The organism is Carnobacterium sp. 17-4 (assembly GCF_000195575.1).
Taxonomy (GTDB): domain Bacteria; phylum Bacillota; class Bacilli; order Lactobacillales; family Carnobacteriaceae; genus Carnobacterium_B.
This window is the reverse complement of the sequence record NC_015391.1, coordinates 257,875-272,333: the sequence shown is the minus strand read 5'-3', so window position 1 is coordinate 272,333 and position 14,459 is coordinate 257,875. Positions and strand designations below refer to the sequence as shown.

Annotated in this window: 11 protein-coding genes; 8 read left to right on the top strand and 3 right to left on the bottom strand. The window is 36.8% G+C overall.

Annotated elements, in window-relative coordinates; genetic code table 11:
• The first annotated feature begins 11 nt into the window (after positions 1 to 11).
• Positions 12 to 2,561: a vitamin B12-dependent ribonucleotide reductase gene (locus CAR_RS01380; protein ID WP_013709946.1), complete on the top strand. Its 2,550-nt coding sequence runs from the start codon at positions 12 to 14 to the stop codon at positions 2,559 to 2,561.
• A 41-nt stretch (positions 2,562 to 2,602) separates the two neighbouring features.
• Here CAR_RS01380 and mgsA read toward each other — a convergent pair whose 3' ends face one another.
• Positions 2,603 to 3,031 carry a methylglyoxal synthase gene (mgsA, locus tag CAR_RS01375; RefSeq protein WP_041556063.1) on the bottom strand — a complete coding sequence of 143 codons (429 nt, stop codon included), beginning with the start codon at positions 3,029 to 3,031 and terminating at the stop codon, positions 2,603 to 2,605.
• Positions 3,032 to 3,200: 169 nt separating this feature from the next.
• On the opposite strand from mgsA, the gene CAR_RS01370 reads away from it, so the two are divergent.
• The 4 genes from CAR_RS01370 (at position 3,201) to CAR_RS01355 (ending at position 9,194) form a co-directional block, all read left to right on the top strand.
• Complete coding sequence (locus tag CAR_RS01370; protein ID WP_013709944.1) at positions 3,201 to 3,719, top strand: type 1 glutamine amidotransferase domain-containing protein; 519 nt, start codon at positions 3,201 to 3,203, stop codon at positions 3,717 to 3,719.
• Between the two features lie 532 nt (positions 3,720 to 4,251).
• The gene (locus CAR_RS01365) at positions 4,252 to 6,894 is read left to right on the top strand and encodes a cation-translocating P-type ATPase (protein ID WP_013709943.1); all 2,643 of its coding nucleotides are present in this window, start codon (positions 4,252 to 4,254) and stop codon (positions 6,892 to 6,894) included.
• Positions 6,895 to 7,109: 215 nt separating this feature from the next.
• Positions 7,110 to 7,931, top strand: a complete 822-nt coding sequence (gene proB / locus CAR_RS01360; protein WP_013709942.1) for a glutamate 5-kinase — start codon at positions 7,110 to 7,112, stop codon at positions 7,929 to 7,931.
• An 18-nt stretch (positions 7,932 to 7,949) separates the two neighbouring features.
• On the top strand, positions 7,950 to 9,194 hold the full coding sequence (locus CAR_RS01355; protein ID WP_013709941.1) for a glutamate-5-semialdehyde dehydrogenase: 1,245 nt from the start codon (positions 7,950 to 7,952) through the stop codon (positions 9,192 to 9,194).
• Between the two features lie 66 nt (positions 9,195 to 9,260).
• Here CAR_RS01355 and CAR_RS01350 read toward each other — a convergent pair whose 3' ends face one another.
• The gene (locus tag CAR_RS01350) at positions 9,261 to 9,698 is read right to left on the bottom strand and encodes an Lrp/AsnC family transcriptional regulator (protein ID WP_013709940.1); all 438 of its coding nucleotides are present in this window, start codon (positions 9,696 to 9,698) and stop codon (positions 9,261 to 9,263) included.
• 262 nt (positions 9,699 to 9,960) lie between these two features.
• Here CAR_RS01350 and CAR_RS01345 point away from each other — a divergent pair, with 262 nt between their 5' ends.
• The gene (locus CAR_RS01345; protein ID WP_041556061.1) at positions 9,961 to 11,382 is read left to right on the top strand and encodes an aspartate ammonia-lyase; all 1,422 of its coding nucleotides are present in this window, start codon (positions 9,961 to 9,963) and stop codon (positions 11,380 to 11,382) included.
• Positions 11,383 to 11,664: 282 nt separating this feature from the next.
• Positions 11,665 to 12,795, top strand: coding sequence for an NAD(P)/FAD-dependent oxidoreductase (locus CAR_RS01340; RefSeq protein WP_013709938.1), 1,131 nt, complete (start codon positions 11,665 to 11,667; stop codon positions 12,793 to 12,795).
• 122 nt (positions 12,796 to 12,917) lie between these two features.
• Here CAR_RS01340 and CAR_RS01335 read toward each other — a convergent pair whose 3' ends face one another.
• On the bottom strand, positions 12,918 to 13,763 hold the full coding sequence (locus CAR_RS01335) for a hypothetical protein (protein WP_013709937.1): 846 nt from the start codon (positions 13,761 to 13,763) through the stop codon (positions 12,918 to 12,920).
• 239 nt (positions 13,764 to 14,002) lie between these two features.
• On the opposite strand from CAR_RS01335, the gene mscL reads away from it, so the two are divergent.
• Positions 14,003 to 14,410 (top strand): large conductance mechanosensitive channel protein MscL, encoded by a 408-nt coding sequence (mscL, locus tag CAR_RS01330; protein ID WP_041556060.1) that lies wholly within the window; start codon positions 14,003 to 14,005, stop codon positions 14,408 to 14,410.
• Positions 14,411 to 14,459 lie beyond the last annotated feature (49 nt).

Sequence of the window (14,459 nt, the reverse complement as noted above, 5' to 3'; positions counted from 1 at the left end):
GAGTGATACCCATGATCGCAGATACCTCTACAAAAATGCACTTAAATATCACAAAATTAAATGAGGCTATACAAGCTTTCCCACAAGTACATCCGATAACGGATGATATGAATTTAACCTATAAAGGTGTTTCACGTTTAGTTATGTTAGATCGTTATTCATTTAAAGACATTTCTAAGTCTACTCTTTCTATCGGAGACTTAGTTGTTTTAACGATTAAAGCTGACCCTCAATACCCTACAAGAGGCACTGGATTTGTTACAAGCATCAACTATTCTAACCACACTGCTTCAATTTTAATTGATGAGGAATTCCGAGGATCCATTGAAGAGGATCATGAAAAAAAAACAGGATTAATCACTTGTAGCTTAGATGTGATTGAAAAACCACTTGAAATCTTTTACGAACAAATTGCAAAACGAAACGCAACTGGTTTAGCCGCTATCGAATCAACTCCTGAAAAAAGAAAAGTTGCTTATACTGCTTTTTATGAAGAATTAAAAAGTTTGAATTTTGTTCCTGCAGGTCGCGTTTTATATGGTGCAGGCTCAAAAACCGATGTCACTTACTTCAACTGCTATGTGATGCCCTTTGTCCCTGACTCACGCGAAGGCATTTCAGATCATCGAAAACAAGTGATGGAAATCATGAGCCGTGGGGGCGGCGTTGGAACAAATGGTTCTACACTTCGCCCACGTCATACGCTAGCACGTGGTGTGAACGGCAAATCATCAGGAGCTGTTTCTTGGTTAGATGACATCGCTAAGTTGACTCATTTGGTTGAACAAGGAGGCAGTCGTCGTGGGGCTCAAATGATTATGCTGGCTGATTGGCATCCCGATATTCTTGAGTTTATTATTTCAAAAATGCAGAATCCTCGTATTCTACGGTATTTGATTGAAAATACAACAGATGCTCAAATAAAGAAATTAGCTACCGATAAGTTACTTTTCACACCTTTTACTGAACGTGAGATTGCCATGTATCAAAGTATTTTAAATTATAAAAATGTACCTGGTTATGGTGGATTTGATGCGACTCTAATAAAAGAAGCGGCAGCTAAATTAAACGAAGGCGGCACGTATAGTGTACACGATCCAGACTTTTTATCTGGAGCAAATATTTCAGTTTGTCTAACAACTGATTTTATGGAGGCTGTTGAAAAAGGTGCAGACTATCCTCTTCGCTTCCCTGCCGTAGAAACATACAGCCCAGAGGAAATGGAAGAATACAATGCTCATTGGTCAGAAATTGGCGATGTCCGTGATTGGGAATCTTCGGGACATGGCGTTCATACGTATCGAACCATACCTGCTCGTGAATTATGGAAACTAATTACTATTTGTGCGACTTACGCTGCTGAGCCTGGCATTTTCTTTATCGATAATGCAAATCAGATGACGAATGCTTCTGCTTATGGGCAAAAAGTCGTTGCTACAAATCCGTGCGGCGAACAGCCTCTTGCTCCTTATTCTGTTTGTAATTTAGCAGCTGTCAATCTAGCTGAAATGGCCAATAAGAAATCTGGAACAATTAATTTTGATAAATTAAAGCAAACCGTTCAAGTCGGTGTACGTATGCAAGATAACGTGATTGATGCCACTCCTTACTTCTTAGCAGAAAACGAAAAACAAGCTTTAGGCGAACGCCGTGTTGGTTTAGGGATTATGGGACTCGCTGATTTACTAATTTACTGTGGCGCAGAATACGGTTCTCAAGAAGGAAATCAGTTAGTAGACAAGATATTTGAAGTTATTGCGGTTTCAGCCTATGAGGCTTCTATTGAGTTAGCAAAAGAACGAGGCAGCTTTCCATTTTTAATTGGAAAAACTGAAGCAGAGACCACTAAACTAAGAGAAAAGTTCCTTCAATCTGGTTATATGAAGAAAATGCCAAAACATATCCATGAAGGTATTATGAGATATGGGATACGCAATTCTCATTTATTAACGGTCGCCCCAACAGGTTCGACAGGTACCATGGTTGGCGTTTCCACCGGACTCGAGCCCTACTACTCTTTCAGTTATTTTAGAAGCGGACGCTTAGGTAAATTTATCGAAGTAAAAGCTGATATCGTTCAAGAATACCTAGATCATCATCCAGAAACAGATCCTGAACGGTTGCCAAAACAATTTGTATCAGCTATGAGCCTAAAACCTGAAGCTCATGTTGATGTTCAATGTACGATTCAACGATGGATTGACAGTTCTATTTCAAAAACAGTTAATGCTCCTAGAGGGTATACAGTCGAACAAGTTCAAACAATCTATGAACGTCTTTATAAAGGTGGAGCAAAAGGCGGTACAGTTTATGTAGATGGTAGCCGTGACACACAAGTCTTGACCTTAAAAGCTGAAGAAACAATATGGGATGAAGAAACAAAAGAAGAATTGTCTCCCACAGCACAAAAAACGATTCAAGTCGCTCCTATTAGCGAAGAAAATAAGTATGGAAATGAAGTTGGAGATACTTGTCCCATCTGTCGCCAAGGAACAGTAGAAGATTTAGGCGGTTGCAATACTTGTACTAACTGCAATGCTCAATTAAAATGTGGCTTGTAAATAAAAAGATGGAGCTGGGAAATCGTCCCAGCTCCATCTTTTTATTCGTACTCTTTTAGTTCTTCTAATTGGGCTTCTCGTTTTGTTTTGCGCCATTCAATAAAACCATTTCCTAAGCCTCGTAATAAAATTTCACTCGTTCCGAGGTTTGTTGCTAAAGGGATCTCATAAACATCACATAACCTAAGCAATGCTGAAATATCCGGCTCATGCGGTTGTGCTGTTAACGGATCTCTCAAAAAAATAACTAAATCTATCTTATTGTCCGACACATATGCTCCAATTTGTTGGTCTCCACCAAGTGGGCCTGATTTAAAGCGATGAACATCTAAACCAGTTGCTTCAATAATTCGCTGTCCGGTAGTTCCTGTCGCAAATATTTGGTGATCTTTGATAATTTCTCGATAAGCTGTGGTTAATTTTACCATTTCATCTTTTTTCTTATCATGAGCAATAAATGCAATATTCATCTCTTTCCAACTCCATTCCACCTTTTATCATTTAATGATAACATGTACTTGATAAAAAAGATAAGACTATGTTAGCGATTACTTTATGTAGAAAAGCCTAATACTTGATGACACTTTTCATCTGCGCTACACTTATCGTAGTTAAATTTTAAGGAAAGAGGGATTATACATGGGAAAGAAAATTGCAACAGTTGTGACCAATTTATTTGAAGATGTCGAATTCACTTCTCCAAAAGAGGCTTTAACAAATGCAGGTCATGAAGTGATCACTATCGAGAAAAAAGCAGGGAATACTGTTACAGGTAAAAAAGGAGAAACCACCATTACCATTGATAAAGGTATTGATGATGTTTCACCGGAAGAGTTCGATGCACTATTGATTCCCGGTGGTTTTTCACCAGATCAATTAAGAGCGGATGATCGATTTTTAGCTTTTACTAAGGCATTCGCTGATGCTAAAAAACCAATTTTTTCAATTTGCCATGGTCCACAACTTCTTATTAACGCTGAAGTTGTTAAAGGCAAAAGAATGACTGCTGTTAAACAAGTGGGTGTCGACTTAAAAAATGCAGGCGCATTATTTGAGGATAGCGAAGTTGTGGAAGACGAAAGCGGCATTATTTCAAGCCGTACACCTGAAGACCTTCCCGCTTTTAATAAAGCAATCGTGAACGCTTTATCTAAGTAATGATTAAATAAGTATTTTTTAATTTAATTCCATTAAATTTTTTACTTGTTTATCATAGGATGTTTAATTGATTATGATAAACTATAAGCGTTGTTTAAATAAAACTGAATTTATTTTCACTCTCTTTTCTCCCCCTATTGAAAAGAGTCTTATCCCCTTAGCTATCTCTTAATTGAGATAGCTTTTTTATCTTTTATCATTACCTTAAGGGATATATATAAATTTCATCACATTTTCTTCATAACTTATCGTTATAGTTTACTTATACCAATAACAACCAACTTTTTATATTGCCTTTTCTCCTCCAAAGTAAATGGCAATGACTCCTCTACCACCCTTTTTATATGGGTGGTTTTTTTTACCTAAAATAATATTGCCCTACTAATATTTTAATATTACTTACTTTTTTTCAAGCTCCTAACTTGACAAAAGCAAAAAAATATTGGTATACTTATAGAAACAAACAAGTGGTTGCTTGTCTAACTTACTTGTTTCATCCATTATGTTAAAAATACTTATTAGGAGGAATGTTATGGATTTTAGAACAAAAAAATTAGATTCCATTATATCACAGTTCAACAGCAACGCAGAAACAGGGTTATCCCCGAAGGAAGTAGAAGAACACAAAAAACAATTTGGTGCCAACCAATTTGATGAAGAGGAAAGTGTTTCTTTATTTTCAAAGATTCTTGATCAATTAAAAGATGTCACCGTTATTATCTTGATCCTTGCCGGAATTATCTCCACGTATATTGCCATTACTGAACACCCCGACGATTTATCAGAACCTATTGTAATCTTCTCTATTATTGTCATCAATGTTGTTATTGCTCTTAGGCAGGAAGGAAAAGCTGAAAAAGCTTTGGCTTCATTGCAAAGTCTATCTGCTCCACAAGCACGCGTTATAAGAGATGGTCAAGAAGACGTTATTGACGCTGCCGAGTTAGTACCAGGAGACATTATACTATTAGAAGCAGGTGATCAAATACCTGCAGATGCTCGTTTAATTTCTAGTGGTGATTTACAAGTCGAAGAGTCTGCATTAACTGGTGAAAGTGTGCCTGTCGAAAAAGACGAAAATGCAGAAATTGAAGAAGACAGCCCTGTTGGTGATGTATTTAATACTGTTTTTTCTGGAACCTTGGTTACCAATGGACGAGCAAAAGCTATTGTCGTAACAACTGGTATGGACACAGAAATGGGTTCTGTTGCAAACTTATTGAACAGTACTAAACAAGGAAAAACACCTTTACAATCTAGAATGGATAGTTTAGGAAAACAAGTAAGTGTCATAGCTTTAATTGCTGGGGTTATTATTTTCATTTTAAGCTTCCTTCAAGGAGAAGCATTTATCCTTAGCTTAATGACTGCTGTATCACTTGCTGTTGCAGCTGTTCCTGAAACCTTACCTGTTATCGTCACTATTTCATTAGCTAATGGTGTGAAAAATATGGTAGATCGCAATGCGATCATCCGAACCATCCCTTCCGTTGAAACTTTAGGTAGTGCTTCTGTTATTGCTTCAGATAAAACAGGAACATTAACTCAAAATCAAATGACCATTCAAAAGCTTTGGGCTTTTCCTCATGAACCAATAAATGTAAAAAATGAGTTTGGTGATGATGAAAAATGGGTTCTTAAGATGATGAGCCTAGCCTCAAATGCGACTATTGAAGATCGTGATGGCGAGGAAGTTATTAGTGGTGATCCTACTGAAACAGCGATTATCCGCTTGTTACAAAAAAAAGGACTACAAAAAGATGATTTAGATGAGTCTTACCCACGTGTGCACGAGATACCTTTTGATTCTATTCGTAAGTTGATGACGACTGTTCATGAGATAGATGGTCATTACATTTCCATTACTAAGGGAGCTTTTGATCGTTTACCAGTTGAATTTTCGTCTATTACAGATGAAGTAGGTCAAAATGCACGAGATATCCATGACTCATTTGCTAATGATGCTTTACGTGTTATCGCTGTTGGATATAAAACATACGATACACTTCCAGAAGATTTAAGTCCCGAAGAACTTGAAGATGGGATTACATTTGCTGGGATTGTCGGAATGATTGATCCTCCAAGAGAAGAAAGCATCCAAGCAGTTAAAGAAGCCAAGTCAGCCGGTATTAAAACCATTATGATTACTGGTGACCATGCTGCTACAGCTTCTGCCATCGCTAAACAAATAGGTATTTTTGAAGAAGGCGATAAAGCAATCACAGGTGCTGAATTAGGTAAACTTTCAGATGAAAAACTAAAAGAAACAATTCGTGATTATTCCGTTTATGCACGTGTTTCTCCTGAAGACAAGATTAGAATCGTTAAAGCTTGGCAATCACATGGAGAAGTAGTAGCCATGACCGGAGACGGTGTCAATGATGCACCCGCCTTAAAAGCGGCTGATGTTGGTACTGCCATGGGAATTACCGGTACTGAGGTTGCTAAAAGTGCTTCTGACATGATCTTAACCGATGACAAATTTGATACTATTGTCCATGCTGTTGAAGAAGGTAGACGTGTTTATGAGAATATCAAAAAAACCGTTTATTTCCTATTATCATGTAACATTTCAGAGATTTTCATTATGTTAATTGCTGTCATTATGGGCTGGGGCTTACCAGTTATTGCGATTCAACTACTATTTGTTAATGTAGTAGCAGATGGAATTCCTGGTTTTGCATTAAGCAAAGAAAAAGCTGATCCGACTATTATGGCTAATGAACCAACAGCTAAAGGTGAAAGTATCTTCGCTAAGGGCGGCTATCGGAATATTGCAATTGCAGCTTTAACGTTCACAATTACGACTCTTATTGGTTTCTACGTGGGTTCATTTATTGATATCGATTCTACGATCACCGCAAGTCATGACGTTGGTCAAACAATGGCTTTCTTAATTCTTGGTTGGTCTTCTGTACTGCACATCTTCAACGCACGTAGTAAAGAATCTATTTTCAAAGTTGGGATCACATCCAACATGAACTTGTTCTGGTTAGCAATGCTCTCAATTGCATTGATTACCATAGTGGCTACTGTACCATTCTTAGCTGGTATTTTTAACTTAGTTGCTATCAGTATGACGCATTGGATAATTGCTATTGGACTATCACTTACTATTCTTATAGTAGTTGAACTTCAAAAATTCATTATGCGTAAAATGAATAAAACATTTTAAGTTATCAAAAAAAACTAAAGTATAGAAGAAAAGGTCCTAGGCATCTGCCAGGGCCTTTCTTTTGGTTCTTTAGTCTATCTCTTTAGTCAAAAGCCAGAAAAAATAGTTTTTTACCTTAGAAACTGGTAGAATAAATGGAACAGAATGTCTTACTGTTTAATGAACAAATTCATTAAACTAAACCGAATTTTTTAGGGTTATTAAGTATAGAATGGATGAAAAAAATGACGACTACTTCTCGACAATTATTATCTTCTTGTAAACGAATCGTTGTAAAAGTTGGAACCAGCACGATCATGTATCCTAATGGTACTATTAATTTACAACGTTTAGAAAAATTAGCTTTTGTCTTATCTGATTTAAAAAACCAAGGAAAAGAAGTGATTCTAGTCTCTTCTGGAGCTGTAGGAGTGGGAATCTCTCGTCTGCATCTTAGCGAACGACCAAAAACGATTCCTGAACAGCAAGCTGTAGCTTCTGTAGGACAAACCGAATTGATGAATTTATACAGCAAATTCTTTTTTGGCTATGGACAAATCATCGGTCAAGTTTTAATGACACGAGATATTGTAGAGTTTCCAACTAGCCGTCTAAATGCGATCAATACATTTGAACAATTGCTTGTAAAAGGTATTATTCCAATCGTAAATGAAAATGATACTGTTGCAGTTGATGAATTGGATCATTTGACCAAATTTGGTGATAATGACCGTTTATCCGCTATTGTTGCAGAAATTACGGATGCTGATTTGCTGATTATGTTATCAGATATTGATGGGTTTTATGATAAAAACCCAAATGATGAGCCTGACGCTGTTCTATTTGATGAAATCCACACCATTACGGATGACTTATACGCTCTTGCGGGCGGAAAAGGATCCAGCTATGGAACTGGCGGAATGTCTACCAAGTTGATTGCTGCTAATCACATTTTAAAAAATGCCCGTCAAATGGTGTTAGCTAACGGTGAAGACCCAACGATTATTTTTGATATTATTGAAGGCAAACAAATTGGAACTTTATTCTCAGCTGACTAAATTAGGAGGAGTGTTTTTATGGAAACTTTGATTCAATTAGGTGAAAAAGCAAAGAAAGCAGCACGCTCGCTGGCAAGAGCTACTTCATCTGAAAAAAATGAAGCATTAAAATTAATGAGCCAAGCTTTGATTGCTCATACAGAAACTATTCTCACAGCAAACAAGTTAGATTTAATAGCTGCTAAAGAAAACGGAATATCAGAAAATATGATGGATCGTTTAATCTTAACTAAGGAACGCATCGAGGCTATGGCTGATGGAATCCTTAAAATAGCCGACTTACCAGATCCAATTGGAAAAGTTGATGGAATGTGGAAAAACGAAGCTGGATTGACGATTGGAAAACAACGTGTCCCATTAGGAGTCATTGGGATTATTTATGAATCTCGTCCAAATGTAACGACCGATGCTGGATCGTTGTGTTTTAAGGCCGGTAATGCGGTCATTTTACGTGGCGGTAAGGAAGCCATCCATTCAAATAAGGCGCTCGTTCGCATCTTACAAGATGCACTTGCAACAACAGTTTTCCCTTCTACAACGATCCAATTGGTTGAAGATACCACACGCGAAAGTTCTAACGAAATGATGCGATTAAACCGTTATTTGGATGTTTTGATTCCACGTGGTGGAGCAAAATTAATTCAAGCCGTTTTAGAAACAGCTACCGTCCCTGTAATTGAGACCGGAACCGGAAATTGTCATATTTATATTGATAAAGATGCTCAATTAGCAATGGCAACTGATATTATTGTAAACGCCAAATGTTCTAGACCTTCCGTATGCAACGCTGCTGAAACTTTATTGATTCATGAAGACGTAGCGGAAAGCTTTTTGCCTGTAATTGAAAAAGCTTTAGCTCCTTGGAATGTTGAATTAAGAGCAGATGAAAAAGCCTTATCTTATTTAAAAAAAGCCATACCAGCTACTCAAGAAGACTGGGAAACAGAATTCTTAGACTTTATCTTAGCTGTTAAGGTTGTTTCTTCTCTAGATGAAGCGATTGAGCACATTGATCGTTACAGTACTGGCCATTCTGAAGCCATCGTGACAGATGATTATGCTTCTGGTCTGCAATTTCATCGTGAAGTTGACTCTGCTGCTGTTTATATTAATGCTTCTACTCGTTTTACAGATGGTTTCGAATTTGGATTTGGTGCAGAAATTGGAATAAGCACTCAAAAATTGCATGCCCGTGGGCCAATGGGTCTAAATGAACTGACTTCATCCAAATACATTATTTTTGGTGAAGGACAGATTCGATAAAACCTAGCTATAAAAATAAAAAAAGGATCTCACTTTCTAATAGAAAATGAGATCCTTTTTTTTACTCTACTCTTTTAACTGAACCCCTCTAGGTTCTATGCTAGTCGAAAAAACAATCTGTGTATAGGTTTTTCCAAACTGCTGTAATTCACCAATAAACCCATCTAGCTCAACCGTAGATGGAAAAGCCACTTTTAAAAGCATGGAGTACTCTCCTGTTACACAATTGCATTCAAGGATATTAGGGCATGCTTTGACAAATGGATAAAATGTCGGTTTTTGATTAGGACTCAGTTCCAAATTGATGAACGCAGTAATATGATAACCTAACTTATGTAAATTTATTTGAGCTGAATAGCCTGTAATGATCCCTTCATTCTCTAAACGAGCAATCCGTGCAGATACGGCGGGAGAGGATAAAAATGTTTCAGCTGCAATCTCTTTTAATGATGCTCGTGCATTATCTCCCAATAATTGAATAATCTGTTTATCAATACTATCCATTTTATCCCATCCTTTTTTTAAAGACTTTCTTTCTATTTAGATTATACAGATTGAGGTAGACATTTCAAACATAAAAAACTTTACGCTTAATAAAACAAATTTTAATCAAGCAAAAATCGTATTATCTAACTAAAAACACACCTATACCAATCATTTGTTTTTTCTTATTCTTTGGCTATTTACTCCTCGTTTCTAGCATGGTATCTTTTAAAATAGATTTTAACAAAAGTCTTTTACCCTACATTTGAGGAGTGTGACAGAAATGAATACACGAATAGAATTTGACTCAATCGGCAGCTTACCCATTCCAAATGAAGCTTATTATGGAGTACAGTCCCTACGAGCAAAAAATAATTTTTCCCTATCCGGTGAAAAGTTGCATCCTATCCTTATAAAAAAATTAGCGCTCATAAAAAAAGTAGCCGCACTCACCAATTATCAAGAAAAGAACCTATCAGCTCCAATTACAGAGGCTATCTGTAAAGCAAGTGATGAAATTATTGCCGGACACTTTCAAGCTGATTTTATCGTTGATGCTATTCAAGGCGGCGCTGGAACTTCAGCAAATATGAATATGAATGAAGTTATTGCACACCGTGCCAGTGAAATTCTTGGAGGAACAAAAGAAACCTATGAACTGGTCCACCCTAATGATCACGTGAACTGCTCTCAATCAACGAATGATGTTTTTCCAACAGCCGGAAAGCTAACGGTCTTAGAACTTCTGCCACAACTTATTTCAACTCTCACCTATTTGGAAAAATCATTGGAGCGAAAAGCAGCAGAATTTTCAAACGTTATCAAAATGGGAAGAACGCAATTGCAAGATGCTGTACCTACAACTTTAGGACGTTCTTTCAAAGCCTATCAATCTGCTGTTCAGCGTGACATTCAACAGTTAACTACCATCACAAGTGAGATGTATACTCTTAACATTGGCGCTACAGCTATTGGAAATAGCATCAATGCCTCCGCAGGTTATTCAGCGACAATTGCCAAAAATCTTGCTCATGAACTGAAGCTGCCTTTACAACAAGCTGATGATCTATACGATGCTACTCAAAACGTTGATGGATTTGTTCGTGTTTCAGGAGTTGTAAAAACAGCTGCTGTTACTCTCTCCAAAATGTGCAACGACCTCCGCTTATTGTCTAGTGGCCCAAAAACTGGTTTCGGGGAAATCAATTTGCCCGCGATGCAAAATGGATCTTCAATCATGCCAGGAAAAGTTAACCCGGTTATTCCAGAAGTCGTTTCTCAAGTGGCTTTTCAAATTATCGGCAATGATCTTACGATTACCATGGCTGCCGAATCTGGTCAGCTTGAATTAAATCCATTTGAACCTATTATTTTTCGGAATCTTTTCAGCTCTATAGAACTGCTGACAAATGCTGTGACGACCTTAACAGATAACTGCATTATTGGCATTACTGCCAATGAAGCACACTGTCGGAGTCAAGTTGAACAAAGCCCCGGAATCGTTACCGCTCTTTGTCCTTTGATCGGTTATCAAAAGGCAAGTGAACTAGCAAAAGAATCCTTACAAACTGGAATTTCCATTCGCCATATTCTCCTTGAAAAGAACTGGTTATCCGCAGAAAAAGTCAATGAACTGCTTGATTTAGAAAAATTAGCTAAAGGTATTGTTTCATCAAACCATGCAGCTGTTTCTGTGTTAGCATAAATACTTTGACATGTGTGTACGAATTGACTACTTTTTCATAGTAAACGATACGTTTTTTAACTCTTTAAGTAAATCTCATTTATAAAGATCAACATTTGTTTTATACTTATCCGTGTTACGATTCTTTTTATTGGTCTTGGCAGCTGATCCAAGAGCGGTATAAAGAATTTTTTTATGTACATACCTAAAGTAATATTGTGATAAAAAATAGTTCACGGAACACTAACACTTTGTTATTTACGAATAAATACATGTAGTTGTAGATGTAAAGGATGAGGATCAATGACACAACACAAACGAATTGCAATAATCGGCGGTGGTATAGTAGGAGCGACTGCTGCATTTTACCTTAGTCAAAAAAATTATGAAGTAGCTCTCTATGATGATGGTGTAGGACAAGCCACTTCTGCTGCTGCTGGAATCATATGCCCTTGGCTATCTCAACGACGCAATAAAGAATGGTACCAATTAGCTTCAAAAGGCGCCGCTTTTTATCCACAACTTATGGATGATTTGGGCGAATCGCTTACTCATTCAGATATCTATCAACAAGTAGGCGCTTTGGTCTTTAAAAAAAATCTAAGTTTATTAAAAAAGTTAGAAAAAACAGCGCTCAAACGTCTAGAAACAGCTCCAGAGATTGGGGAACTGACTCTCCTATCACCGAAGGAAATCAAAGCTAAGTTTCCATTATATGACTCTGAAGAATCTGCTTTATTTGCTTCCGGTGGCGCGCGAGTAGATGGCTCTTTATTGACAAAAAGACTGATTAATCAAGCTCAATCTAATGGTCTTCGTTATTATTCAGAAAAAGTCACCCTCTCTTCTCCAAATTCAAGTGAGTATGTTATTCATACCAAAATCCAAGCTAAAACGTATGACACAGTTGTTTTAGCAGTTGGCGCCTGGTTACCCGAATTATTAAAACCACTTGGCTTAGACGTTGATATTCGCCCACAAAAAGGGCAATTAGTTCAACTTCACTTACAAGAAGAGATGTCAAACTGGCCTGTTATCATGCCTGATGGTGAAAAAGATATCATTCCTTTTGCAAATGGAAAAATCATTGTAGGAGCTACTCATGAAAATGATGGCGGATATGATTTAACACCTACTAAAGAAAAGTTAGAGCTTATGCTAGAAGAAGCGATAGAACTTGCTCCTGGATTGAAAAACGCAACCATTACAGGAATCCGCGTAGGTACAAGGGCTTATACATCTGACTTCGCACCTTTTTTTGGTGTTATTCCAGAGTACCCTAACCTTTTTACAGCTAGTGGTTTAGGATCTTCAGGGTTAACTTCTGGACCTTTGATTGGGCACATGTTAAGCCAACTTATCTCAGGTGAAGCTACTGACTTACCGCTCTCTAATTATCCAGTTGACCAATACATTAAAAAAAATGAACACTAAAAATAGGAGGCTGGGAATAAAAAAATCCAGCCTCCTATTTTTATACGAATGTTTATTCTAAAATATGTTCCAAAAAGCAAATCCGAACCACTTTTTATCTTACTCTCTTATTTTTTTAATATTTAAACGCCGGAATCTGTTCCAGTGAAGACAGAATATTCACCCGTTAATGGATCCATTTTTTTCAATTCTTTTGTTGCTAAATTGTATTCGAACATACCAACCATATTTGAGATCCCTACTCCATCTACTTCATGTGAATGACGAATTTCAATAGTATATATTTGTTCATTTGTTTTCGTTGCATAAAATTGGTTATCTTCTGGAGATATTCCAGTAATCGAAACGACTTCATTTAATACTGCATTCAGTTCTTCTTCAGGTGTCGGTGTTACCTCCGCTGTTTCTTGACTAGCTTTTTCTGCTTCTTCCTTTGCAGCTGTGTCTTTTTCCGTTAACCAACTACCGATTTCATCATCTGAAGCAGTTTTGATATCTTTACCTGTAGCTGTTGAAAATTCTTCAGCAGCTAAATCAGAAGTTCGTTCTGTTTTATAAGTAGAATTTTCAATAAGCGCTGTAGCTTCATCTGCTTTAGCCTTTTCAGCTTGAGCAAGCGTTATGTCTTCTTTTAAACTTGTAGCTTTTGTTTCGATATCGTTGTGCTCAGATAAGTCATTTTGTAGCAATAGGCCAATTGTACCTGCAGCTTCATCATATTTTTCAGCATCATACTGAGCTAATCCATCTGTATACATTTTACTATAGGTTTCTTGTAGCGAAACTTCTTCTGTTGATGAATCTGTTGCTTGTGAGGAGGATGACTCGGATACAGTTGATTCCGATACAACAGACTCTGATTGTGTTGCTTCAGAAGTCGCTCCTTCATTTTCATTATTTGTTCCACAAGCACTTAATGCCACCATACTTAAAGAGATGATTAATAGACGACTCCAATTTTTTTTCATTTCTTTTCCTCCTTGTAAAACTATTTCTTACTTTTATTATACCCTATTTCATCTAACTCCTCATTCATTTCAAATAATTTAGTGAAAGTTTATTTTTTAAGCTTTATTTCATTTGATTTATATGAAGAGTTCCACGTAACGGTAGACAATGAAACAAATATTCTGTTATAGTTAAACGAATGAACAGAATGGTTGAAATTAAAAAAATGTTTGTTTTATTCTTATTTGGAGGTGAAAACATGAAAAAATTTATGGACGAATTTAAAGAATTTGCTTTCAAAGGAAATGTTCTTGATTTAGCCGTCGGTGTTGTTATCGGTTCTGCCTTTACAGCCATTGTTACTGCTCTTGTTAATTTTATTATTATGCCTCTTGTGGGTATTTTAACCGGTGGAACGGATATACAAAATCTATCCATCGAAGTTGGAGGCGCTAAATTAGAATATGGTGCTTTCTTGCAAGCAGTCGTGGATTTCATTCTAATTGCGCTTGTCGTCTTTATCTTTATTAAATTCATTAATAATGCTGCAAATAAATTTAAAAAAGCCGAAGAAGTTGTTGATGAAGTTGAAATTCCGGTAGCAGAACAATACCTTAAAGAAATTCGCGATTTATTAGCAGAAGATAAAGAAAATCGTAACAGCTAGGTTTCAGATAGTATCTTAACTACTAAGCGCTAATAGTATTAAAAAGCAT

Coding starts and splice junctions, on each gene's coding strand:
- CAR_RS01380 (WP_013709946.1), top strand. CDS start 12: ATGATCGCAGATACCTCTACAAAAATGCACTTAAATATCACAAAATTA.
- mgsA (WP_041556063.1), bottom strand. CDS start 3,031: ATGAATATTGCATTTATTGCTCATGATAAGAAAAAAGATGAAATGGTA.
- CAR_RS01370 (WP_013709944.1), top strand. CDS start 3,201: ATGGGAAAGAAAATTGCAACAGTTGTGACCAATTTATTTGAAGATGTC.
- CAR_RS01365 (WP_013709943.1), top strand. CDS start 4,252: ATGGATTTTAGAACAAAAAAATTAGATTCCATTATATCACAGTTCAAC.
- proB (WP_013709942.1), top strand. CDS start 7,110: ATGAAAAAAATGACGACTACTTCTCGACAATTATTATCTTCTTGTAAA.
- CAR_RS01355 (WP_013709941.1), top strand. CDS start 7,950: ATGGAAACTTTGATTCAATTAGGTGAAAAAGCAAAGAAAGCAGCACGC.
- CAR_RS01350 (WP_013709940.1), bottom strand. CDS start 9,698: ATGGATAGTATTGATAAACAGATTATTCAATTATTGGGAGATAATGCA.
- CAR_RS01345 (WP_041556061.1), top strand. CDS start 9,961: ATGAATACACGAATAGAATTTGACTCAATCGGCAGCTTACCCATTCCA.
- CAR_RS01340 (WP_013709938.1), top strand. CDS start 11,665: ATGACACAACACAAACGAATTGCAATAATCGGCGGTGGTATAGTAGGA.
- CAR_RS01335 (WP_013709937.1), bottom strand. CDS start 13,763: ATGAAAAAAAATTGGAGTCGTCTATTAATCATCTCTTTAAGTATGGTG.
- mscL (WP_041556060.1), top strand. CDS start 14,003: ATGAAAAAATTTATGGACGAATTTAAAGAATTTGCTTTCAAAGGAAAT.